The sequence below is a fragment of the uncultured Sphaerotilus sp. genome (genome assembly GCF_963924895.1).
Lineage (GTDB): Bacteria > Pseudomonadota > Gammaproteobacteria > Burkholderiales > Burkholderiaceae_C > Sphaerotilus.
Genome location: NZ_CAWURG010000013.1, coordinates 1 through 22,489, shown reverse-complemented (window position 1 = coordinate 22,489; position 22,489 = coordinate 1). Strand labels below are relative to the sequence as shown.

The 22,489-nt window shown below is 69.5% G+C and carries 17 protein-coding genes, 1 tRNA gene and 1 pseudogene; 7 read left to right on the top strand and 12 right to left on the bottom strand.

Annotation, left to right across the window (positions count from 1 at the left end; all coding sequences use genetic code 11):
- Positions 1-17 precede the first annotated feature (17 nt).
- Positions 18-1,271 carry a class I SAM-dependent methyltransferase gene (locus tag AABN02_RS05240; protein ID WP_338413864.1) on the bottom strand — a complete coding sequence of 418 codons (1,254 nt, stop codon included), beginning with the start codon at positions 1,269-1,271 and terminating at the stop codon, positions 18-20.
- Between the two features lie 80 nt (positions 1,272-1,351).
- The gene (locus AABN02_RS05235; RefSeq protein WP_338413863.1) at positions 1,352-2,392 is read right to left on the bottom strand and encodes a glycosyltransferase; all 1,041 of its coding nucleotides are present in this window, start codon (positions 2,390-2,392) and stop codon (positions 1,352-1,354) included.
- Positions 2,393-2,580: 188 nt separating this feature from the next.
- On the opposite strand from AABN02_RS05235, the gene AABN02_RS05230 reads away from it, so the two are divergent.
- Positions 2,581-3,573 carry a LysR family transcriptional regulator gene (locus AABN02_RS05230; RefSeq protein ID WP_338413862.1) on the top strand — a complete coding sequence of 331 codons (993 nt, stop codon included), beginning with the start codon at positions 2,581-2,583 and terminating at the stop codon, positions 3,571-3,573.
- Between the two features lie 126 nt (positions 3,574-3,699).
- A complete protein-coding gene (locus AABN02_RS05225; protein ID WP_338413861.1) occupies positions 3,700-4,383 on the top strand; it encodes a glutathione S-transferase family protein in 684 nt (227 codons plus the stop codon).
- An 8-nt stretch (positions 4,384-4,391) separates the two neighbouring features.
- On the opposite strand, the gene AABN02_RS05220 is transcribed toward AABN02_RS05225, so the two are convergent.
- The 6 genes from AABN02_RS05220 to AABN02_RS05195 all read right to left on the bottom strand — a co-directional run bounded on the left by AABN02_RS05220 (position 4,392) and on the right by AABN02_RS05195 (position 10,878).
- Positions 4,392-5,975 carry a hypothetical protein gene (locus tag AABN02_RS05220; RefSeq protein WP_338413860.1) on the bottom strand — a complete coding sequence of 528 codons (1,584 nt, stop codon included), beginning with the start codon at positions 5,973-5,975 and terminating at the stop codon, positions 4,392-4,394.
- A 91-nt stretch (positions 5,976-6,066) separates the two neighbouring features.
- The gene (locus AABN02_RS05215; RefSeq protein WP_338413859.1) at positions 6,067-7,095 is read right to left on the bottom strand and encodes a glycosyltransferase family 2 protein; all 1,029 of its coding nucleotides are present in this window, start codon (positions 7,093-7,095) and stop codon (positions 6,067-6,069) included.
- Positions 7,096-9,075 carry a hypothetical protein gene (locus tag AABN02_RS05210; protein ID WP_338413858.1) on the bottom strand — a complete coding sequence of 660 codons (1,980 nt, stop codon included), beginning with the start codon at positions 9,073-9,075 and terminating at the stop codon, positions 7,096-7,098.
- 319 nt (positions 9,076-9,394) lie between these two features.
- Entirely contained in the window at positions 9,395-9,856 is a 462-nt protein-coding gene (locus AABN02_RS05205) for a hypothetical protein (RefSeq protein WP_338413857.1), read from the bottom strand.
- Between the two features lie 8 nt (positions 9,857-9,864).
- On the bottom strand, positions 9,865-10,638 hold the full coding sequence (locus tag AABN02_RS05200; protein WP_338413856.1) for a hypothetical protein: 774 nt from the start codon (positions 10,636-10,638) through the stop codon (positions 9,865-9,867).
- A gap of 163 nt (positions 10,639-10,801) precedes the next feature.
- Positions 10,802-10,878, bottom strand: a tRNA-Met gene (locus AABN02_RS05195).
- 115 nt (positions 10,879-10,993) lie between these two features.
- Here AABN02_RS05195 and ureG point away from each other — a divergent pair.
- Entirely contained in the window at positions 10,994-11,638 is a 645-nt protein-coding gene (gene ureG, locus AABN02_RS05190) for an urease accessory protein UreG (protein ID WP_338413855.1), read from the top strand.
- A gap of 2 nt (positions 11,639-11,640) precedes the next feature.
- Here the strand turns inward: ureG and AABN02_RS05185 are convergent, their stop codons facing one another.
- The 4 genes from AABN02_RS05185 to AABN02_RS05170 are packed head-to-tail and all read right to left on the bottom strand — an operon-like array spanning position 11,641 to position 14,699.
- A complete protein-coding gene (locus tag AABN02_RS05185) occupies positions 11,641-12,663 on the bottom strand; it encodes a S49 family peptidase (RefSeq protein ID WP_338413854.1) in 1,023 nt (340 codons plus the stop codon).
- A 7-nt stretch (positions 12,664-12,670) separates the two neighbouring features.
- Complete coding sequence (locus AABN02_RS05180; protein WP_338413853.1) at positions 12,671-13,051, bottom strand: Rieske 2Fe-2S domain-containing protein; 381 nt, start codon at positions 13,049-13,051, stop codon at positions 12,671-12,673.
- On the bottom strand, positions 13,048-13,725 hold the full coding sequence (locus tag AABN02_RS05175) for an HAD-IA family hydrolase (RefSeq protein WP_338413852.1): 678 nt from the start codon (positions 13,723-13,725) through the stop codon (positions 13,048-13,050). Before AABN02_RS05175 ends, AABN02_RS05180 begins: the two co-directional genes overlap by 4 nt.
- Entirely contained in the window at positions 13,722-14,699 is a 978-nt protein-coding gene (locus AABN02_RS05170) for an RluA family pseudouridine synthase (protein WP_338413872.1), read from the bottom strand. Before AABN02_RS05170 ends, AABN02_RS05175 begins: the two co-directional genes overlap by 4 nt.
- A 749-nt stretch (positions 14,700-15,448) precedes the next feature.
- Here AABN02_RS05170 and AABN02_RS05165 point away from each other — a divergent pair.
- The 4 genes and pseudogenes from AABN02_RS05165 to AABN02_RS05150 form a co-directional block, all read left to right on the top strand.
- Positions 15,449-18,562, top strand: coding sequence for an Rne/Rng family ribonuclease (locus AABN02_RS05165; RefSeq protein ID WP_338413851.1), 3,114 nt, complete (start codon positions 15,449-15,451; stop codon positions 18,560-18,562).
- A 142-nt stretch (positions 18,563-18,704) separates the two neighbouring features.
- Positions 18,705-20,579 (top strand): aminodeoxychorismate synthase component I, encoded by a 1,875-nt coding sequence (gene pabB, locus AABN02_RS05160; protein WP_338413850.1) that lies wholly within the window; start codon positions 18,705-18,707, stop codon positions 20,577-20,579.
- Between the two features lie 100 nt (positions 20,580-20,679).
- Positions 20,680-21,480, top strand: coding sequence for an OmpA family protein (locus tag AABN02_RS05155; RefSeq protein WP_338413849.1), 801 nt, complete (start codon positions 20,680-20,682; stop codon positions 21,478-21,480).
- Between the two features lie 59 nt (positions 21,481-21,539).
- Positions 21,540-22,489 (top strand): annotated as a pseudogene (locus tag AABN02_RS05150) (hypothetical protein); the annotation flags it as partial.

The window sequence follows — 22,489 nt, the reverse complement described above, 5'->3', positions numbered from 1 at the left end:
GGGTCGGGAGGGCAGGCTCAGAACACGGTGACTTCTGGGATCGGCACGACGAACTGCCCGCCCCAGTCGCGGATGTAGGCGGCGTCGCGGGCGATCTCGTCCTTCAGGTTCCACGGCAGGATCAGCACATAGTCGGGCTTCGCTTCGCGGATGGCGGCCGGGGCCAGGATCGGGATGCGGGTGCCGGGGGTGAACTTGCCCTGCTTGTAGGGGTTGGCATCCACGGTGAAATCGAGGAAGTCGGTGCGGATGCCGCAGTAGTTCAGCAGCGTGTTGCCCTTGCCCGGCGCGCCGTAGCCGACGACGGTCTTGCCGCGCGCCTTGGCGTCGATCAGGAAGGCCAGCAGCTTGCGCTTGGTCTCGCGCACGCGCTCACCAAAGCCTTGGTAGCGCTCGGTGCCGAGGTAGCCGTCGGCGATCTCGCGTTCGCGCAGCGCGTGGACCCGCTCGCCGACCGGGCGTGCCGTGCCGTTCACGTGCTCGTCGGTGTGGCGCGCGTAGATGCGCAGCGAGCCGCCGTGCGTGGGCAGCTCTTCCACGTCGAACAGCGTCAGGCCGTGGTGCGCAAAGATGCGCTCGACCGTGACCAGCGACAGGTAGCTGAAGTGCTCGTGGTAGATGGTGTCGAACTGCACGCCCTCGATCAGGCGCAGCAGGTGCGGGAACTCCATCGTGATGGTGCCGCCCGGCGCGAGCAGGGTCTTCATGCCGCCGACGAAGTCGTTGATGTCGGGCACATGCGCCAGCACGTTGTTGCCGAGCAGCAGGTCGGCGCGGCCGTGTTCGCGGGCGATGGCCTCGGCGGATTCGCGGCCCATGAAGCGCACCGTCGTCGGGATGCCCCGCTCGATCGCCACCTTGGCGACGTTGGCCGCCGGCTCGATCCCCAGCACCGGAATGCCGGCGGCGACGAAGTGCTGGAGCAGGTAGCCGTCGTTGCTGGCAATCTCCATGACCTGGCTGCGCGGGCCGAGGCCGAAGCGCTCGGCGGCCATCACCGCGTAGCGGCGCGCGTGCTCGACCCAGCTCGACGAGTAGGACGAGAAGTAGGCGTACTCGCTGAAGATCGAATCGGGCGCGACGAACTCCTGCAGCTGCACCAGGTGGCAGTCATCGCAGACGTAGGCGTGCAGCGGGAAGAAGGGCTCCATCTCGCCGAGCTGGTCCGGCGCGATGTGCGTCTGGCACAGCGGGCTCATGCCCAGGTCGACGAAGCTGGTGCGCAGCGGCGCCTTGCAGAAGCGGCATTCGAGGGCAGAGGTGCGTGTCATGTCGGGAAGATCGGCGGTTCGGGGAGAAGGTTGAGCCCGGCGCAGCGCACGGTGGCCGCCGCCCTGGCCATCCGGGCAGATCAGGTGCCCAGGCGCTTGGTCCAGCGGGTGACGGTTTCCCAGACGGGATTGGCGCGGCTGGTGGACATCACCGCGCCGGCCAGCGAGGCCGGCAGGAAGAGCGCGCCCGTGGCCCAGGCCAGCATGGCGGCACGTTGCGTCTCGTTGTAGCCGGGGCAGGCCTTGAGCGAGGCGCGCATCAGGCGCCAGAGGCTGCCGGCGGTGTCCTGCTTGAAGGGGTGTGCTTCCCGGGCCCAGCGCCACGAGGTGATGCGGTGGCGCACGTGCGTGGGCAGCATCAGGAAGGGGCCGTCGACGACGATGCCCGAGCGCTCGCGCAGCAGCGCCATCGTGCGGTCGCGGCTGCGCTCGACCAGGCTGACTTCGAGGCCGATGCTGCCGCTGTAGTTGCCGCGGTAGCCGGGCGCGGCGCTGGGGCTGGCCTTGCGGTGCAGGCGGTAGCCGCCCAGCGGCCGGCTGGCACCCACCACGCGGCCGTGGAAGGGCGCGGTGACGAAGGGCACGGTGTCGGTGCAGATCGGCCAGTCTTCGGGCTTGACCGGGAAGTAGGGCGCCACGGCCGAGCGGCGGTAGAGGTTGCCGCTGCCGGGCGGGCCAGCGTAGTGGCCGAGTGCGCGGATCACGGGCACCACGTCGCCGTCATGGCGCAGGAAGGGGATCACGCCGCCGAGCAGCGCGCCTTCCGCGTCGATCAGCCGCATCGGGTAATGGACCTTGGCGGTGCCGGCGTCGGCCAGCGACAGGCAGGTGGCCATCGCGTCGTCGTCGAGCACGTCGTCGGCGTCGAGCCACACGATCCACTCGCCGCGGGCGGCCGCGATGCCGAGGTTGTAACCCTGGCCCTGGCCGATGTTGACCTTCTGGCGGACCAGCCGCACCCGGTCACCGTAGCGGGCGATCACCGCCAGCGAGTCGTCGGTCGAGCCGTTGTCGACCACGATCACCTCGCAACCGGGCTGGGTCTGGCGCAGGGCCGAGTCGATCGCCGCACCGATGAACCGGGCGTAGTTGTAATTCAGAACGACGATCGAGACGTGCATCGGAATGGTCCGGGAAGAGAACGATCAACCGGCCTGCTTGGCCCTCTGAGCGTAAGTGACTGTAACTTATGTTCGCTGGATCGTTCTTTATCGGCAGGTCCTCGGCAATCCCGCATCGGCAGGCCTGAAATCGTGTGTCCGGGGGATGCATTCCCCGGTTCAGGTGGTCCGATGGATACCATCGGCGCATGAACCGCATACCGCATCGACCGCTCTCGCTGGACTGTCTGCGCAGCTTCGAGGCGGCCGCGCGGCGCCTGAGCTTCAGCGCTGCCGCCGAGGAGCTGCATGTCACCCAGCCGGCCATCAGCCGGCAGATCAAGGGGCTGGAGGAGGAACTCGGCGCCCAGCTCTTTCACCGCGCCACCCGCAAGGTCGAACTGACCCACGCCGGCCAGACGCTGCAGCGCACCGTGCAGCCAGCGCTGGCGCGGCTGGACGCCTGCGTGCGCCAGATCCGCATGACACGCAGCCGGGCGCTGGTCAGCGTGACGACCTTCCCCTCGTTCGCCTCGCTCTGGCTGATGCCGCGGCTGCCGGACTTCGAGCGCGCGCACCCGGATGCCGACCTGCGCATCGCCGCCTCGGACCGGCTGGTCGAGGTGGACGATGTCGAGCTGGACGTGGCGCTGCGCCACTGCAGCGCGGAGCGGGTGCCGGCCGGCGCGGTGCGGCTGTTCGGCGAGGTGCTGACGCCGGTGGTGAGTGCCGGGCTGGCGGAGGCGGTCGGGCGCGGCCACGCGCCGCGGCTGGTGCGGCCGGCCGATCTGGCCGAACACACGCTGCTCGAGATGGACGACGGCCATTCGCCCTCGACGCTGCTGTCCTGGCCGAGCTGGCTGGCCGGCTGCGGGCTGGCGCACCTGACGCCGCGGCGCTGGATCAGCGTCAACTACACCCACCAGCAGGTGCAGGCCGCGCTGGCCGGGCAGGGCGTGGCGCTGGCGCGGCTGGCGATGGTGCACGAGGCGCTGGCGCGCAGGGACCTGGTCGAGCCGTTCGGGCCGTCCGGGCGGCGCTGGGCGGAGCCGTGCTACTGGCTCGTGCCGCTGGGTGGTGCGGCGGTGCCGCAGCGGCCGGAAGTCCGGGCCTTTTCCGACTGGGTGCTGGCGCAGGCGGCGCTGACCCGGGTCGCGATCGGGGATGTGGCCGATCCGGAGCTGGACGCCCACGTCGACTGAGCGCGCCCGCATGCATGCCGTCCGGGCATGGATGGCATGCAGGATCGTCACCCGACGCGCCGGCGGGGCCGCATAGCATCGTCGTACTCCCCTCCACCGACAACACGGACGACAGGAACGATCCCCATGCAGCTCTACATCGGCAACAAGAACTACTCGTCCTGGTCCATGCGGCCGTGGGTGCTGCTGCGGCAGTTCGGCATCCCCTTCGACGAGGTGATGGTGCGTTTCGACAGCTTCGACGCCGGCTCGGCCTTCAAGACCACGCTGGCTGGGCTGTCGCCGACGGGCAAGGTGCCGCTGCTCGTGGACGACGACGGGCTGGTGGTCTGGGACACGCTGGCGATGGCCGAGTACCTGGCCGAGCGGCACCCGGAGCGTGCGCTGTGGCCGCGCGACGCCCGCCAGCGCGCCCGGGCGCGGTCGCTGTGCGCCGAGATGCATGCGGGCTTCATGGGGCTGCGCAGCCGCTGCCCGATGAACATCGAGGCGTCGCTGCCCGAGGTCGGCGCGCAGGTGCTGGCCGAACACCCGGCGGTGCGCGCCGACCTGGACCGGCTGGTGGCGATGTGGAGCGAGGCGCTGGCGGACAGCGGTGGGCCGTTCCTGTTCGGCGCCTTCAGCACCGCGGATGCCTACTTCGCGCCGGTGGTCTCGCGGCTGCGCACCTACGCGCTGCCCGTGCCACCCGTGGTGGCCGACTGGATGGCGCGGGTCTGGGCCGCGCCGGGCGTAGCGGCCTGGGTGGCCGAGGCGCTGGCGGAAGCGGATTTCCTGGACTTCGAGGAGCCGTACCGGACCGGCCGCTGAGGGGCTGCTCAGTCCTCGCAGTGGACGCCCGCGAGCAGGGACTCGCGGGTGGCCGGCTCGTTCAGCAGCAGCTCCTGCAGCGGCCGCGAACGGGCGGCCGGCAGCAGCTGGTCCTGCGCAGGGACCGTGTCGTCCGGCACCAGCACGTCGAAGCTCATGGTGCGGGCCTGCGTGCGCTCGGCGGGCGTGGTCGCCACCTTCTGGAGCACGACCACCATCGACGCCGCCTTCTCGCGGCGGCAGTTCTTGCCGTTCAGGTCGCGGTAGCCGGAGTTCTCGATCTGAAAACGGTGCGTGAACCAGCCGAGCTGCCAGAAGGTCTCGGTGTAGCAGGTCCAGGCGTTCTCGTTGAGCGCGCGCAGGTGGGTCGGGTCGCGCCAGGCGGTCGGCGAATGCTCGCAGGGCACCTCGACGACCAGACGGCCGCCTTCGCGCAGCAGCGCCAGTGCCTGCGTCATCAGCGTCGCTAGGTCCGGCGTGCGCACCAGCACGTTGCCGGCGCAGATCTCGGCGAACTGGCCCGCCTCCAGCCGCACCGGGCCGCAGAGCGTGCCGCTGGCCAGCAGGGGCAGCGTCTGTGGCTGACCGAGGTCGAGCAGCAGGTCGGGCTGGGTCTCGGGGCGGGGATCGATGTTGAGCCAGCCGACGCGGTAGTCCACGCCCGCGGCCAGGTTCAGCCGCAGCGGGCGCCACGGCTCCGGGTCGCGGGTGCGCACATTGGTCTGGCCGTAGCCGCTGACGAAGGCCAGCATGTCGGCGAAGGCCTCGGCCGGGTCCAGCTCCTCGAAGTGCGCCACTTGCGCACGGGCCTGCGCGAACCAGGCCGGGGTGCCGAAGTCCTCCCGGAAGAAGGTTTCCAGCTGGTCGCCGTCAATCCAGCTGGCGGCCTCCTCGTAGAAGGAGGCGGTGGCGGCCTGCGGGTTGTGCTCGGCGATGACGGGCGTGCCCAGGCTCAGGCAGTGCGCGAAGGGGACCGGCTCGAAGCGGCTGGTGTCGTGCGGCCGCAGGTGCAGCACGGCCTTGGCCTGGCGGATGTAGGCGTCGCGTTCGCCGGCGAAGACCGGGCGGTCGAACTGGCTCACCGTGACGCCGGTGTCCTCGATGCGCTTGATGAGGCGGCGGATGCGCTCGTTCTGCGCGCCGATGACGAGCAGGTCGAGGGGACGCTCTTCCAGCGGCGCGGGCGGGGTCTGCGCGTCGGCGGCGAGGTAGGGCGCGTGGACGAAGGGCACCAGCGGCACATCGTCCGGGTGGTCGGTGTAGACCTCCAGGTTGGCCGGGTCGTGGTCGACGACGGCCGAGCGGCGCAGCAGCTGCAGGTAGGCGGTGGAGACCTGCGAGCCTTCGTGTCCGAGCGACTCCAGGTTCACGAAGACGCAGGTGTGCTGCAGGCACTGGTTGGCGTCGAAACCGAGGTGGGCGCCGAACACGAAATTGACCGCGTCATGGCGCAGCCGGTTCTTGGCCAGGCTCACCCGGGCACCCAGTCGTCGGAACTGGTAGCGGAAGTAGCGTGCAGGGTCGATCAGCGCCAGGGCGTGGGGCTGGCCGAGCGGCTGGACCACACACAGGTGGATATCCGGCAAGTTCATGGGCGTGGGTTCCGAACAAAGGGGCGAGAGCCAGTCTAGGCAGCCTGTCCGCGGACATCCGCTGGATCAGCCCGGACAATCCGGGCTACTTTCAGGGCGTCCCGAGCGGTGCCAGCGGACTGAACTGGCGCAGCACGCCGAGGTTGTGCTGGGCGAGGTGGCTGCCGCGGCCGTGGACGGCGCCTTCCAGGTCCGGCCGCTCGCCGATCTCCAGGCAGCGCTGCCAGGCGCCTTCGATCATCGGCAGCAACTCGCCCGCGCGGGCCGGCTCGCTGGCGGCCCAGTCGAGCATCAGGTCGCCCAGCGCGAAGAAGAAGTCGGGGGAGCAGTCCCAGCGCGCCATGCCGTCGGAGGCGCGCTGCACGCCGTCGGCGTGGCGCCCGCAGCACTTGAGCGCGTGCAGGCTGCGCACGCTGAGGTCGTGCAGCCAGCTCGGCGCGGTGGCCTGTCCCGCCAGCAAGCTCTCTGCTTGCGCGAAGCAGTGCAGCGCCTCGGCGTGGCGGCCGTAGACGTCGTGGTCCTTGCCGAGCTGGTACCAGAGGTAGGGGTCGTCGGGGTGCTCGTCGAGCGCGCGTTGCAGCAGCGCGGCGTTGCGGCCGGCCTTGCGGTCCAGCGCGACGGCGGCGTAGCCATCGTGCCCGACCCGCAGCGGCAGGCGCCGCACGGGCAGCGTGTGCTGTGGCTGCTCGTGGATGCGGCCGGCGTAGCGCACGTGGCCGGGCAGGAGGCGGCTGATCCAGCTGGAGGCGACGCTGGTGTGCTCCTTCGGCCCGTGGTCGCTGTCCACCCGCACCGCGCCGACGAAGTCGGGCCGCAGCGTGCGCAGCGTGGCCAGGGTCTCGCCGCCGCGGGCCAGCCATTCGTCGCCGTCGAGCACGATGTGCCAGTCGGCGCCGGCCCGCTCCAGCGCGGCGTTGCGGGCGAGGCTGAAGTCGTCGCACCAGCGGAAGTGCGACACCTCCGCGCCCGCCGCGCGGGCGACGGCGACGGTGTCGTCCTGCGAGCCGGTGTCGACCACCACCAGGCGGTCGGTCCAGGGGCGCAGGCTGTCGAGGGCGCGGCGCAGGCGCGGGGCCTCGTCGCGCACGATCAGGACGGCGGCGACGGTGTAGCGTTGCATTCAGTCTCTCCGGGGAGCCGGCTCGGCGGCCAGCGGGGTGGGGGGCAGTCCGGCGTCGTGGCGCGCGACCATGCGGGCCAGCAGGTGTTCCAGGTCGCGTGCGCTGCGCGCGGCGTCCAGGTGCGGCGCGTGGCTCCGCACGCTGGCGAGCCAGGCCTTGAGCTGTGCCATGGCGTCGGCGTCCCGCAGCAGGTGCACGGCGGTGCGGACGTAGTGCTCCGCATCGGCGCAGACCAGCGCGGGCAGGCGGAAGGCCGCGAGCAGGCTGGCGGTGCGGCGCGCCGCGAAGCCCTGGCCTAGGCGGGTCAGCACCGGTACGCCGGTCCCGAGCGCGTTCCGCGCCGCGGTCTCGGCGTTGCCGGGGAAGCAGTCGAGCACGAGGTCGGCCAGCGGCAGGCGCGCCAGATGCGCCTGCGGCGCGACCTTGGGTGCAAAGACCAGCCGCGCCGGATCGAGGCCTGCGCGGGCCAGGCTGGCGCGCAACTTCCGCCGTGCATCGGCTGCTGGCGCCAGCAGCCACAGCACTGCGCCGGGCACGGCCGACAGGATCTGGCACCACGCCCGGAACTGCGCGGCGGTGATGCGCTCCGGCGGGTTGAAGCTGGCGAGCACCGGGGCGGTGTCGGGCAGGCCGCAGTCGGCGCGGCGTGGTGGGGCGGGTGCCTGTGGCTCCGGCGGCGGCAGGTCGGCTGGCCGGTGGCATCCCGGCAGTTGGGCGATGCATTCGCTGAACTGCGCCTGTGCGTCCAGCGGCGTGACGACCGGGTCGCCGATCAGGTAGTCGACCCAGGGTGCGCCGGTGGTGCCGGCATGGCCCAGCCAGGCGACCTGGACCGGCGCCGGCCGCTGGGCGAGCACGCCCAGCCGCGAGTCGTCGCCGGGGCCGGTGAGGTCGAGCAGCAGGTCGATCCGGTCGCCGCGGATGACGCCGACGAGGTCGTCGGTGCTGGCGTGGCGGCTGTCGTGCCAGTGTGCAGCGGCGAGCGCAGGCGGGTGTCCGGACCGGGCGTCCGAGTAGACGTACAGCTCGACCTGCGTCCGGTCGAAGGCGTCGAACAGCGCCGACACGGACGGCTCCAGCGCAGCCTCGGAGCGGTCACGACCGCCGGCGAGGATGCCGAGACGCCACTTGCCCTGGCGGCGGTGGTCGCGGGTACCGGGTTTCGGCTTCTCGCGTGCCGCACCGGTGCCGTGGCGCTGCTGGCAGGCGAGTGCGGCCAGCCAGCGCTGCAGCAGCGGGTGGTCCAGCAGGGGGATGAGCTGGCTCGGGTCGAGCGGCACCGCCAACGGCCACTGGGCCGCCGCGGGAGACTGCGCCATGCCGGCCAGCAGCCGGTCGAGGTGTGCCGGTAGGGCCTCCCAGTCGAGATCCGACGCCCGACCGAAGGCGGCGGCGAGCGCGGCATCGGCGGCCTGTGGCTGCGCGTCGCGGGCCATCTGGTGGCACCACGCGGCCTCGGCGTGTTCCTGCAGCCGGGTCAGGCCTTGGCCGAGCTGCAGCAGGGCACGCTGGTGCAGGGCCGCATCCGGGCCCGCCTTGGCCACCGCCGCCTTGGCCTCGCGCACCGCCTGCCGATCGTCCCGCAGCGCCGATAGGGTGCTCGCCCGCGCCAAGTGCCAGGCGGCGCCGCGCTCGACGCTGGCGTCGAGCAGGTCCAGGCAGTCGAGCACCTCGGTCGGGCGGTGCTGGGCCAGCAGCAGCTCGGCCGTGCGCACGCAGGCGACGGTGTCGCGCCGGTTCAGGTCGAAGGCTTGGCGCGCGAGCAGCAGGGTCGGCAGCGCCAGCCGCAGCGCGGTGGCGGACAGTGGCGGGTGGTCGTGTGCACGTGCCTGGGCGGGTGCCTGCCCCGGAACTTCGCCCCGCAGCATGGCCGGACGCTGGACACCATGCGCCTCGGCGCCGGAGATCGACGCCGCACGGTGGCTGGCCGTCGCAGTTGAAATTGCAGCAGCAGCAGGGGTGGAGCGGAGGGCGTCCATGACGTGGCGGTCGGGCCGCGGGCGGCGGCGAGGTGGACAGCCAGTCTAGGGAGCGGGTTCCCGGTGCATCGCGGGATAAGGCGCGGCACGGCGGCGGAGTTCGGGGTTCCGGCGGCGCCATGAAAAAAGCCCGTGCAGCGATTGCACGGGCTTTTCAGAATTTTGGTGGCGCTTCACGGACTCGAACCGCGGACCTGCGAATACAGATGCAAGCATCTCTGCCCAGATTTGTCACCTGCAGGAAGTGAGCAAGCCGAACCCGCTGGCGCCCGGAGTTCCGGAAGAGTTCTAGGCCTCCGGATCAGAGCTGAAACGGTGGCTATTCAATACACATCTGGCCGCCATTGAACCAAGCAACGTCAAAGCCATCCTTCAACAGCACGGCTTTGAGAGGTGGAAGCGGAGCTGCTTGGACTCGTTCCACGTACTTGACCAAGGTGTTCCGATCCTCGGTCAAGATGTGACTGATTTCTTCGAAATCACACTGTGCAATCAGCTTGAAATCGTCCTTGACTCGCACTCGATCATCACCTTGATCTCGGGGATGTTTGGCAATGAGGTCTCCACATCGTTCGGCATGGTCAATGTTGAACGGCAAGACGATCAGGTTACGCAGAGGCAAAGACGTGTACGGCTGCTTGACGTGGAACTCAGACGCTACGACCGTTGATAGAAACATCGGCACCTGTCGGGCTACGCACTCCCGGAAGTAGTGCTGGGCTGTTTGGTGATGAGGTCTAGTTGGATCGGCAAATGTGATCAGAAAGCTCGTGTCGAGCAAAACACTGTTCAATGTCGCCCCCCACGCAACTCATCGACCCAGGCAGACGCGTTCTGAACATCCTTCCAGGCGGCTTGCCCTTCCAGAGTCATCTTGGCAATCGACGCTTCGTCGATGTCCGTGGCGTACTCAACGAACTCCAACAGCTTTGCGTTGCGAAGTTCCCGAGTCTTTACGTTGTACTCAGCCTTCACGCGGAGCATAGCGGATTTGTAAAGTCGATTGACCTTGTCCGCGCGAAGCAGATCCTTGTCTGTCTCAATGGTCAGCTTCTTGCCATTCGGCAACTTGACATGAGCATTGGGCTTCTTGCTTCCGCCAACCTCTTGGATTTCGCCACGGATGTAGCGCTCCACTATCACCCAATGGTCGGCTTCCTCTGTTCTGAAGTCAGTGCGAGAACTGATGATGAGTGGCCGATTCAAGAACGGCGCTGAAATCTTGTACACGACCGCCTGGGCGCTTCTAGCCGACTTCTGCCAACGCTCTATAACGGCTCTCCGCTTGTGATCTACCAAGCGCATCAGTTCACTGTTTTCTAGCGCCCTGAGATCGTTGAAAAGCTTCGGAGCGTTGTCCAGTGGAAAAGTCTGGACAGCGAACGACCCGTGCTGGATCTGAACATCGAGATTGCGAGCGTCGATTTCCTTGTCGTTACCTTGAAGGAACTCCTTGACCTCCTCAGCGAAGCGAACGAGATCGCCCAGGCGAACGCGGTCAGGGCTTGTCTCGAAGCCGTTTGACCTGTCGTCTAGTGCGAGAGTGATGCGCTGCCCGTCCATGATGGACCCATTCTACGGGTGAGGGTGTCGGGCCGACTTGGCATCTTCACCAAGGCAGTGAACCATGTAGGGAGTCTGCGACGGCTATCGACACCGCCAAAGAAAGAGCCCGCACATGGCGGGCTCTTTAAGACCTAAGTACTTGATGCACAAGTTGAAAACTTGGTGGCGCTTCACGGACTCGAACCGCGGACCTGTGGATTATGATTCCATCGCTCTAACCGACTGAGCTAAAGCGCCAACAGCCCGCTATTATGCAGATGTCCATCTGGTCGAGCAAGCGTTTTCTGAAGAATTATTTGGTTCGGGTCTTGCTAGCCTTGAAGTCCGTGAACCACACACCGAGACCTGTCCCATGAGCCCACTCCATTCGATCCCCGGACGCACCAAGCAACTGCCCCCGCTGCGTGTCGGCGTGGGCGGGCCGGTCGGCTCGGGCAAGACGACGCTGGTCGAGATGCTCTGCAAGACGATGCGCGACCGCTGGGACCTGGTGGTTGTCACCAACGACATCTACACCAAGGAAGACCAGCGCCTGCTGACGGTGGCCGGCGCGCTCGACCCGGAGCGCATCATGGGCGTGGAGACCGGGGGCTGCCCGCACACGGCGATCCGCGAGGACGCTTCGATCAACCTCGAAGCCGTCGACCGGATGCTGGAGAAGTTCCCGAACGCCGACATCGTCTTCATCGAGTCGGGCGGCGACAACCTGGCCGCCACCTTCAGCCCCGAACTGTCCGACCTGACGATCTACGTCATCGACGTGGCCGCCGGCGAGAAGATCCCGCGCAAGGGCGGCCCCGGCATCACCAAGAGCGACCTCTTCGTGATCAACAAGACCGACCTGGCGCCCTATGTCGGGGCGAATCTGGAGGTCATGCGCACTGACACGGTGCGCATGCGGCCGAACCGCGCGTTTGTCATGACCAATCTCAAGACCCGCGATGGGTTGGCCGAGGTGGTGTCCTTCATCGAGCAGCGGGGGCTGCTGGTCACCTGAACTCAGTGCATGACGGGCAGGCTGCGCAGCGCCCGCACGGCGCCTTCGCCCAGCGACGCCCCGAAGCGCTTGGCCAGCCGCTCGGCGACGTTTTCCTTGGTCGTGTAGTCGATGATGTCCTCGGCCTTGATCACCTCGCGGGCGACGTAGTCGAGGTTGCCGATGCCGTCGGCCAGCCCCATCTTGACCGCTTCTTCGCCGCTCCAGAACAGGCCCGAGAAGGTTTCCGGTGTTGCCTTCAGACGGTCGCCACGGCCTTCCTTGACGGTGTCGATGAACTGACGGTGGATCTGGTCGAGCATGGCCTGGGCATAGCCGCGCTGCTTCTCGTTGAGCGGCGAGAACGGGTCGAGCATCCCCTTGTTGCTGCCGGCGGTCAGCAGGCGGCGTTCGACACCGACCTTCTTCATGACTTCCTCGAAGCCGAAGCCGTCCATCAGCACGCCGATCGAGCCGACGATGGAGGCCTTGTCGACGTAGATCTCGTCGGCGGCGACGGCGATGTAATACGCGCCGGAGGCTGCGCTTTCCTCGACCACCGCGTAGACCTTCTTGTGGTGCTTTGCCTTCAGGCGGCGCAGCTCGTCGTAGACGATGCCTGCCTGCACCGGGCTGCCGCCCGGCGAGTTGATGCGCAGCACCACGGCCTGGGCGCCGACATCCTCGAAGGCGTCCTTGAGGCCCGACAGCAGCACTTCGGCGCTCGATTCGCCCCCCGAGGCGATCTCGCCACGCAGCTCGACCAGCGCGGTGTGCGGGCCCGTCGGGGTGCTGTTGTGGCGGTTCTCGCTGTAGACCGTCCAGGCCGCGAACAGGCCCAGACCCAGCCAGCCGAGCCGGAAGAACAGGCTCCAGCGCCGCGTGCTGCGCCGGTCGCGCAGGTAGTCGCGGGCGAACTGCTCCATCACATGGTCGAAGGCGCCGCGGGAGGCGGCTGGGGCCACCGGCGTGGCGGGCGTGGTGGCCGGTGCCGTGGAGGGCGCAGCGGATGCCGCAGTGGAGGGAGTGTCGTCTGGCTGGGTCATGGAATCTTCAGTCGCCGAACGCCGGCGTCAAGTTGACAGAAGGATACCAAGACACCTGTCCGTCGCGCTCGTCCACCTGCAGCGCCTTGAGCCGCTTGCCCCGGCACGGCCCGCCCACGCAGTAGCCGGAGGCCGGCTCGTAGACCGCCCCGTGGATCGAACAGATGATCCACTGGCCGCTGTCGTCGAGGAACTGCCCCTCCTTCCAGTCCATCTCGGCCGGCACGTGGGCGCACTGGTTGAGATAGCCGACCACCTTTCCGCCGTGGCGCAGCACGAAGCCGCGCGCGGGCTGGCCGTATTCGAGCAGGTCGAAGACGTGGGCGCGGCCGCCGTCGGCGAGGTCGGCGGAGGCGCAGAGGGGGATGGCGCTGGCCTGGTCGCTCATGCGTGCATCCCGAGCCACGTGCGCAGCTCCGCCACCGAATGCGCCACGTGCCGCGGCCCCAGTTCGCGCAGCGGCGCGTGCTCGTGCGCGCCGTAGGTGACGGCCACGCTGTGCGCGCCGGCGTTGGCGGCGAGCTGCAGGTCGTGCGTCGTGTCGCCGATCATCAGCGTGCGCTCCGGCTCGACGCCGAACTCGCGCATCAGCTCGTGCAGCATCTGCGGGTGCGGCTTGGAGCGGGTCTCGTCGGCGGTGCGGGTGGCGTCGAACAGCGGGGCCAGGCCGGACAGGCGCAGCGCGTCGTTCAGGCCCTGCCGGTTCTTGCCGGTGGCCACGGCCAGCCAGTGCTGGCGCTGGCGCAGCTCGGCCAGCAGATCAGGCACGCCACTGAAGAGCGTGACGTCCTCGTGGTCCTTGAAATAGTGGTGGCGGTAGCGGCGGCCGAGTTCGGGGTAGCGGTCCTGGCTCAGGCCGGGGACGGCGTGCATCAGCGCGTCCTGCAGCCCGAGGCCGATGACGTAGGACGCCGCTTCGTCGCTCGGCACGGCCACGCCGAGATCCCGGCAGGCGGCCTGGATGGCGCGCACGATCAGCGCGGTGGAGTCGTAGAGCGTGCCGTCCCAGTCGAAGACGATGAGGTCGTACTGGCGCGGGCGGAAGGCGGTGGAGTCGGTCATGGCGCGGGGGCTGGAGCAGCGGCAGGTTTAGCGGCGGGACGCAGGTGGGACAGCAGGGCGGTGCATTCGGGCGGCAGCGGCGCTTCCAGCTCGATGCGCTCGCCCGTGGCGGGGTGGTCGAAGGCGAGACGGCGGGCGTGCAGGAACATGCGCTCGAAGCGGCAGCCCGGCGCGGCGGGCGCGTCGCCGCGGGCCAGCGCCTTGTTGAGCGCGAAGTCGCCGTACTTGTCGTCGCCGACGATGGCGTGGCCTTCGTTGAGCAGGTGGACGCGGATCTGGTGCGTGCGGCCGGTCTTGATGGTCACGTCCAGCAGCGTGCAATCCGCATACGTCTGCGCGATGCGCACCAGCGACACCGAGCGGCGGCCGTCCGGATGGTCGGCCTCGACCGCCCGCACACGGCGCTCGCCCGCGGCGTCCAAGTATTTGTGCAGCGCCACATCGACCACCTTGCGCGCGGCCGGCCAGGCGCCGATCACCAGCGCGGCGTAGGTCTTGCCGGTCTCGCGCTGGCGGAACTGGTCCTGCAGTGCGGTCAGGGCGCTGCGCTTCTTGGCGATCAGCAGCAGGCCCGAGGTCTCGCGGTCCAGCCGATGCACCAGTTCGAGGAACTTCGCCTGCGGCCTCGCCCGGCGCAGCTGCTCGATCACGCCGTGGCTCACGCCCGAGCCGCCATGCACGGCCACGCCCGCAGGCTTGTCGATCACCAGCAGGTGCTCGTCCTCGAAGCGGATCGGGAACTCGCGCGGCGGGGCGGTCGAGACCGTCGGCTCGCTCAGACGCAGCGGCGGCACGCGCACGTCGTCGCCGGCCGCGACGCGCGAATCGGCGCTGGCGCGGCCCTTGTTGATGCGCACCTCGCCGCTGCGGATGATCCGGTAGACGAGGGTCTTGGGCGCGCCCTTGAGTTCGCGCAGCAGGAAGTTGTCGAGTCGCTGGCCTGCGCTGCCGTCATCGACCAGCAGGTGGCGCACCTGCGGCGCGACCGGGGCTGCCACCGGTGCGGCCGCTGGCGGAACGGGTGGTCGAGGCACGGGTACTCCCGCGTTCATAGGCTTGCGCGTGGCCGGTTTCGTGCCGGCTTTTCCGGAGCCGGGCCTGCTGGGCTTTGCCCCTATAATGCGTTGGACCACGATTGCGCTGTAAGTGTTTGATTTGCCTGAGTTTAGCGGGCACTGAGAAGCAGCCCCCGGTGCAGGGTGGTCGGACTGGCACGCGACACCTGAGGTGGGTGCGGGCCGGGTCCAGACGCTGATGCAGCGTGTTGCCTGGCGCATGGTGTGCACTCCCAAGGTGAGTGTGCGGATGGACCGGCAGCATGCAAGAGACCACGCTGAAAGAGCCCCGACACAAGGTTTTCCGGTGGCAGCTTCCAACACAGGGGCTGCCACCCGCGTCTGACCACCGACGCCGTCGCATGAACGATTTCGAGTTTCCGCTTCCCGACCCGACCCCTGGTGACTGTCGTCCCCGGTCGGAGTCACACGCCAGCGCGTGTGCGTCGGATGGCGGACCCGTGCCCTGCCGGCCCGGAGGCCGACACCACGGCGACACTGCGTTTCCTGCCCCGGCGTCACGGTCGACGCACGCGCCAACGCTGCGCCGCTGAAGCCGCCGGCATCTGCTGGTGGCCTTGCGCGCGCAGTCCAGGGCGATTCCTTCCCGGCTCCGCGGCGCGGTTTCGTGCATCTCATGAAGACATGAATCATGAGGAGAGACACGCATGAAACGCATGCTGATCAATGCCACGCAGCCCGAAGAGCGCCGCCTGGCCATCGTTGACGGTCAGAAACTGATCGACTTCGAAACCGAGATCGAAGGGCGCGAACAGCGCAAGGGCAACATCTACAAGGCCGTCGTCACGCGCGTCGAGCCTTCGCTGGAAGCCTGCTTCGTCGACTACGGCGAAGACCGCCACGGCTTCCTGCCCTTCAAGGAAATCGCCCGCAGCTACTTCCGCGAAGGCACCGATGTGCGCGCGGCGCGCATCCAGGACGCCATCCGCGAAGGCCAGGAACTGCTGGTCCAGGTCGAGAAGGAAGAGCGCGGCAACAAGGGCGCCGCACTCACCACTTTCGTCTCGCTGGCCGGCCGTTACCTCGTGCTGATGCCCAACAACCCGCGTGGCGGTGGCGTGTCGCGCCGCATCGAGGGCGAGGACCGCGAGGAGCTGAAAGAGAACCTCGAACAGCTCGAATACCCCAAGGGCATGAGCCTGATCGCCCGCACCGCCGGCATCGGACGCACCGCCCCCGAGCTGCAGTGGGACTTGAACTACATGCTCAAGCTCTGGACCGCGATCGATGATGCGTCCCGGGGCGGCAAGGGCGCTTTCCTGATTTACCAGGAATCGTCGCTGGTGATCCGCGCCATCCGCGATTACTTCACCTCCGACATCGGCGAGATCCTGATCGACACGGACGACATCTACGAGCAGGCCAAGCAGTTCATGCTGCATGTCATGCCCGAGACGGCGAACCGCGTGAAGCGCTACCGCGACGACGCGCCGCTGTTCAGCCGCTTCCAGATCGAGCACCAGATCGAGACCGCGTTCAGCCGCACGGTGCACCTGCCGTCCGGCGGCGCCATCGTGATCGACCACACCGAAGCGCTGGTGTCGATCGACGTCAACTCGGCCCGCGCCACCCGCGGCGGTGACATCGAGGAGACTGCGACCCGCACCAACCTCGAAGCCGCCGACGAGATCGCCCGCCAGGCGCGTCTGCGCGACCTGGGTGGTCTGCTGGTGGTCGACTTCATCGACATGGAAGAGTCGAAGAACCGCCGCGAGGTCGAGACCCGCCTGCGCGACGCGCTGCGCTACGACCGCGCCCGCGTGCAGTTCTCGACCATCAGCAAGTTCGGCCTGCTGGAGATGAGCCGCCAGCGCCTGCGCCCGGCGCTGTCTGAGGGCAGCCACATCACCTGCCCGCGCTGCAACGGCACCGGCCACATCCGCGACACCGAGTCTTCCGCGCTGCAGACGCTGCGCATCATCCAGGAAGAGTCGATGAAGGAAGGCACGGCGGCGGTTCACGTCCAGGTGCCGGTCGAAGTGGCCAGCTTCCTGCTGAACGAGAAGCGCCCCGAGATCACCAAGATCGAGATGAAGCAGCGCGTGACGGTGATGCTGGTGCCGAACAAGCACCTCGACACGCCGAACTACAAGCTGGAGCGCCTGCGCCACGACGACCCGCGTCTGGAGAACCTGCAATCGAGCTACTCGATGGTGGAAGAGCCGGAAGAGGACGTTGGCATCACCCGCCGCGAGAAGAACATCAAGCCCAAGCAGGCGCCGATGATCCGCGGCGTGCTGCCCGACCAGCCCGCCCCGATCGCTGCACCGAAGGCCGAACCGGTACCGGCTCCGGTCGTTGCCGCCCCGGCGCCGGTGGTGGCACCTGCCCCGGTGGCCCCCGCACCGGCTCCGGAAGCCGTGGCCGCTGGCACGGGCTTCTTCGGCTGGATGAAGCGCCTGTTCGGTGCGGCGCCCGCGCCGGCTCCGGTCGCCCCGGTGGCCGCGCCGGTGGCCCCGGTGGTCGAAGTGCCGGTGGAGGCGAAGACCGACAAGCCCGCCGACAAGGCGGACGGCCGTGGCGAACGCCGTGGCGGCCGCGAAGGTGGACGTGACGGTGGCCGGGACGGCAATCGCCGCGACGGTCGCCGTGGTGAACGTGGTGAGCGTGGCGGTGAGCGCAACAAGCCCGAAGCCGCCGAACGTGGTGGTGAACGCAACGGCGAACGCACGGCCGACCGTGCGCCGGCCGAGGCCCGCCCCGAAGGTGGCCGCGGTGGACGCGGTGACCGTTCGCAGGACCGCCGCCCGGCCGAGGCCGGTGCCGAGCTGCCGGCCGGTGGTCGCCCGCCGCGCGAGCGCCGCCCCGCACCCGAAGTGGCCGCGCTGGCCGTCGAGGACGTGCAACCCGGTTTCGAGGACACCGCGTCCCCGGCACTGGAAGGCGAGAGCGCTGCGGCCCAGGCCGAGCGCGAAGGCCGCCGCCGCCGCCGTGGTGGTCGTGGTCGCCGTGACCGCGAGGAAGTCCGCGTGGGTGAAAACGGTGTCGAAGGCGAAGCTGGTGACGCTGCCGCTGTCGCTCCCGTGAACGCCGAGACGGCCCCCGCTGCCGAGCCGGTGGCTGAGGCCGCTGCGGGTGCCGAAGTGCGTGGCGACGAGTCGACCGAGGAGGGCCGTGAGGAAGGCCGCCGCCGTCGCCGTGGCCGTGGTGGCCGCAACCGCGACGAGGCACAGGCCGACGCGGTGGCTGCCGAAGCCGTGGCACCGGCCGCCGAGGCGGACGCTGCGCCAGCTGCTGCCGAAGTGGCGGCACCGGTCGTGGCCGTGGCGGCAGTCGCTGCTGCGGTGGTGACCGAGGCGGTCGTGGCAGACGCTGCGCCGGCCTCGGTGGTGGACGTCCCCGCGGTGGCCCAGGTCGCCGAGCCGGTGGCCGCTCCTGTGGCTGCACCCGTGGCCGAAACGGCTCCGGTGGCTGCGCCGATTGCTCCGGTGGAAGTGGCTGTGGCTGTGGCCCAGGCACCCGCCGTGGCAGCGCCTGCCGCTGTCGCTGTCGTCGCCGCACCCGCCTACGTCCTGCAGCTCGACGAGCTGGCCGCGGTCGCCCGCGGCGCCGGACTGGAGTGGATCAACAGCGACACCGACAAGGTCCGCGCCGTGCAGGACGCCATTGCCAGCACGCCGGCCCCGGTGCGCCAGCCGCGCGAACCGCGTCCGGTGGTCGTGGTCGACGAAGGCCCGCTGATCCTGGTCGAGACGCGCCGCGATCTGGCCGGACTGCAACTGCCGTTCGAGACCACCAACTCGGAGTCCGCCGAGGCCTGATCGGCCAAGGTGCTCCCCGTGCCAGCGGGGTGCTTCGGCACTCCGCCCCCAAACGCCGCCCGGCCTTGTGCCCGGCGGCGTTTTTGCTTGCACCGCATCATCGGCACCCTGTGCCACTGTCCGTCTGCCTGACTGTCCCACGATGATTGATCCGCGCTCGACCCTGTCCTCGCCTGCCCCGGTCTTCGCCCTGCTGGACGATGCCAGCACCCCTGCCGACCAGGCGGTGAGCCGGCTGTACACCGGCTGGCTCGGGGAACACCGCTGTACGGATCCAGCCGAGCTGGACGTGGTCTGGTCGGCTGCCGCAGCGGATCTGGCGCAGGGCGTCCATCTGGTGCTGCTGGCCGACTACGAATGGGGCGTGCGTCTGGCCGGGCTGGCCGCGCCACCCGGCAGCCTGCGGCTGCTGCGTTTCGCGCACTGCGCGCGGCTCGCACGGGACGGCGTGGACGCTTGGCTGGCGCAGCAGGAAGGCGCGCAGGCCCCGGCGCCCGCTGGCGTGTTCGGCCTGACGCCGGACGACGACGAGGCGACCTACGCCGCCGCCATCGACGAGATCCACGCCCGCATCCGCGCGGGCGAGACCTACCAGGTCAACCACACGCAGCGCCTGCGCGGCCGCAGCGTCGGCACGCCCCTTGCGCTGTACCGGCGCCTGCGGGCGGCGCAGCCGGTGCCGTTCGGCGCCCTGATCGCCTTGCCGCAGGACTGCTGGGTGCTGTCGTGCTCGCCGGAGCTGTTCGTGCGGCACCAAGCGGGGCACCTCGTCACCCGTCCGATGAAGGGCACCGCGCCGCGCCACGCCGACCCGGCCGCCGACCAGGCCAGTGCGGACTGGCTGGCCCGCGACGTGAAGAACCGCGCCGAGAACCTGATGATCGTCGACCTGCTGCGCAACGACCTCGGCCGGCTGGCGGCGGTGGGCAGCGTGCGTGTGCCGCAACTGTTCCAGGTCGAGCCGTACCGGACGGTGTTCCAGATGACCTCGACCATCGAGGCTGACCTGCCACCGGCAACTGATTTCCCCGCGGTGCTGCGCGCGCTGTTCCCCTGCGGCTCGATCACCGGCGCGCCCAAGCGCCAGACGATGTCGGTCATCGGCCGGCTCGAATCCTCGCCGCGTGGCCTCTACACCGGCGCGATCGGCTGGCTGGACGCGCTGGACGCCACCGACCGCGCCGCGGGCCGGTCGATGGGCGATTTCTGTCTGTCGGTGGCGATCCGCACGCTGGAGATGGGTGCCGGCGATCCGCGCGACGGCACGCGGGCGGTGACGCTGGGCGTGGGCGGCGGCATCGTGCTGGACTCGGACGCGGCGTCGGAAGCCGCGGAGTGCCGGCACAAGGTCCGCTTCCTGACCCGCACCGACCCCGGTTTCACGCTGTTCGAGACGATGCGGGTCGAGGGTCGGCGGGTGTGCCGCTTCGAGGCCCATCTGGCGCGCCTGCTGGGTAGCGCGGCCGCACTCGGGTTCAGTGCTTCGGCGTCGGTGGTGCAGGCCGCGGTGGATGAGGTGTTGCAGACCTTCCCGGCAGATCCGGCGCGGGTGTTCCGCCTGCGGGTCGATCTGTCCCACGACGGTCGGGTGTCCTGTCGCAGCGGTGCGCTGGCGTCTTTGCCCGAAGGGCCGGTGCATCTGCTCGTCCCGACCGGCCGGGTGCCCTTGCAGGAGTCCGCGCTGCTCGGCCACAAGACATCCCTGCGCACCGCCTACGACGACGCCGTGCGCGACGCCGAAGCGGTCGGGGCCTTCGACCGGCTGTTTGTCAACGCCGACGGCGCGCTGACCGAAGGGGGGCGCAGCACGCTGCTGGTCCGGCTGGACGGGCGCTGGACCACGCCGCCGCTGTCGGCCGGCGTGCTGCCGGGCGTGATGCGGTCCGCGCTGCTGACGGATCCGGTCTGGCGGGTGTCCGAGCGGGTGCTCTGGCCCGCCGATCTGCGGCGCGCCGAGGCGCTGGCGGTGTGCAACGCGCTGCGTGGGGTGCTGCCCGCGGTACTGGGTTCTACCTAGTACCTAGGCTTATCGGTTACCCCGATCCCCTCCGAAAGGATGTTAAAGAAGTCACGAGTCCCGATACATTACTCGGCATTAACGGCGACGAGGAGACGCGATGTCGAGGCGATGGTTGAGTTGCCCGGTCTGCACGGTGCTGGGCCTGGCCGGTCTGGCCCTGCTGGCCTGGATGCTGATTGGGCGTGGGGATGCCAAGGCGGACGCGGTGCGCCAGCGCACCGAAGCGGACGCGGCCCAGGTGCTCGGTGCCGCGGGGTTTCCGTGGGCGAGTCTGAAGATCGACAACGAGGTCGGCCGCATCGTCGGTGAAGCGCCGTCACCTGCCCAGCGCGCCGCGGCCTATGCGGCGGCCAGCACCACGCTGCTGCCGATGATGGGCGTGCCCGGCGTGTTCGCCCGGCTGGAAGATGGGCAATCCTCGTCAGCGTTGACGCTGCCGCAGGTGTCCGCGCCGGCCCTGGCGGCTGCGCCGGTGGTGGCTGCGGCTTCCCGTCCGCCGGTAGCGGCCTCTGGCCCGCTGACGGGTGAGGATTGCCAGGTGGCGATGGCCAAGGTGCTGGAATCTCGGCAGATCCGCTTCAAGCTGGCGTCGGCAGAGCTGGATCCGTCCAGCGTGCCCCTGCTGGAGTCGCTGCACAAGCTGTCCATGCGCTGCCCGCAGGCGCGCATGCGCGTCGACGGCCACACCGATGCCCAGGGCGATGCCGCCGCGAACATGCGCCTGTCGCAGCGCCGCGCGCAGGCCATCGTCGATGCGCTGGTCAAGCGCGGTGTGCCGACCAGCCGGCTGCAGGCACAGGGCTTTGGCGAGGACCGTCTGCTGGACCAGGGCACGACGCCCGAGGCCCACGAGCGCAACCGCCGCATCGAGTTCCATCTGGCGCCCAAGGCGCCCTGAGTTCCGGCGGCACGCCGACGACCGACACCCGAACCTACAAACACTGCGGAGAGATCACCATGTACCTGTTGAGCCAGTTGTGGCTGTACCTCCTGCTGGCCTGCCTGGCCGGCCTCGGACTCGGCCTCCTGCTGAACCGCATCTGCCAGCGACGCCGCCATGCGGCGCAGCTGGCCGCCCTGCAGACCCAGTACCAGGACGACCGCACCCGTGCGGACGCGGCCCTGGCAGCCCAGCGGACCGAACATGGGCAGGCGCTCGAAGCCGCTGGTGCCGAACAGGCCGCGCTGCAGGCCCGCCTGGATGCGCTCGACGCCGAACACCGCCAGACCAGTGCCCGCGCGCTGGCGCTGAGCGGCAGCGTCGACGAACACCACGCCGCACGCCAGGGGCTGGGTGCGGAGGTCGAGTCGCTGCAGGGGCGTCTCGACACGCTGCAGACGTCCTATGAATCGCGCATCACGCTGCTCAACACCGAGACCAGCCGCGCCGTGCACCTGACGGACCAGCTGACTGATCTGCAGACCCGCCACGCCACCCTGGAAGAGGAGCACCGCACGGCGCTCGCCACCCAGGCCGACGTGGCCAAGGAAGCCTACGAGTCCCTGCTGACGGCCCACTCCGAGCGCGACGTCGCCCGAGAGGCCGCTGCCAGCACCGAGACCGCGCTGAGCCATGAGCGCGCGGCCGCACTGCTCGCCGCGGGTGTCGCGGCCACCGCCGCGCTGGCCACCCGCAAGTCCCACCAGGACGAACTCGCGGCGCTGAAGGGCGAACTGACGGCGCTGCAAGGCACCCACAGCGCGACCCTGAGCGCCCAGGAAGCGCAAGCCGAGGCAGCGCGTCAGGCCGCAGAACACGCAGCTGCGGCACAGCAGCAGTCCGACGAAGCGCTGGCCCGTCTGCGCGCTGATCTGGATGCGTCACGTCAAGCGGCAGCCGCCTCCGAGCGCGATCTGCAAGCCCAGCTCGCCGCCGAACACGCTGCGGCACAGCAGGTGCAAGCCGA

Bases quoted from the DNA above. Each gene is read 5' to 3' on its own strand.
- AABN02_RS05240 (WP_338413864.1), bottom strand. From the start codon at position 1,271: ATGACACGCACCTCTGCCCTCGAATGCCGCTTCTGCAAGGCGCCGCTG.
- AABN02_RS05235 (WP_338413863.1), bottom strand. From the start codon at position 2,392: ATGCACGTCTCGATCGTCGTTCTGAATTACAACTACGCCCGGTTCATC.
- AABN02_RS05230 (WP_338413862.1), top strand. From the start codon at position 2,581: ATGAACCGCATACCGCATCGACCGCTCTCGCTGGACTGTCTGCGCAGC.
- AABN02_RS05225 (WP_338413861.1), top strand. From the start codon at position 3,700: ATGCAGCTCTACATCGGCAACAAGAACTACTCGTCCTGGTCCATGCGG.
- AABN02_RS05220 (WP_338413860.1), bottom strand. From the start codon at position 5,975: ATGAACTTGCCGGATATCCACCTGTGTGTGGTCCAGCCGCTCGGCCAG.
- AABN02_RS05215 (WP_338413859.1), bottom strand. From the start codon at position 7,095: ATGCAACGCTACACCGTCGCCGCCGTCCTGATCGTGCGCGACGAGGCC.
- AABN02_RS05210 (WP_338413858.1), bottom strand. From the start codon at position 9,075: ATGGACGCCCTCCGCTCCACCCCTGCTGCTGCTGCAATTTCAACTGCG.
- AABN02_RS05200 (WP_338413856.1), bottom strand. From the start codon at position 10,638: ATGGACGGGCAGCGCATCACTCTCGCACTAGACGACAGGTCAAACGGC.
- ureG (WP_338413855.1), top strand. From the start codon at position 10,994: ATGAGCCCACTCCATTCGATCCCCGGACGCACCAAGCAACTGCCCCCG.
- AABN02_RS05185 (WP_338413854.1), bottom strand. From the start codon at position 12,663: ATGACCCAGCCAGACGACACTCCCTCCACTGCGGCATCCGCTGCGCCC.
- AABN02_RS05180 (WP_338413853.1), bottom strand. From the start codon at position 13,051: ATGAGCGACCAGGCCAGCGCCATCCCCCTCTGCGCCTCCGCCGACCTC.
- AABN02_RS05175 (WP_338413852.1), bottom strand. From the start codon at position 13,725: ATGACCGACTCCACCGCCTTCCGCCCGCGCCAGTACGACCTCATCGTC.
- AABN02_RS05165 (WP_338413851.1), top strand. From the start codon at position 15,449: ATGAAACGCATGCTGATCAATGCCACGCAGCCCGAAGAGCGCCGCCTG.
- pabB (WP_338413850.1), top strand. From the start codon at position 18,705: ATGATTGATCCGCGCTCGACCCTGTCCTCGCCTGCCCCGGTCTTCGCC.
- AABN02_RS05155 (WP_338413849.1), top strand. From the start codon at position 20,680: ATGTCGAGGCGATGGTTGAGTTGCCCGGTCTGCACGGTGCTGGGCCTG.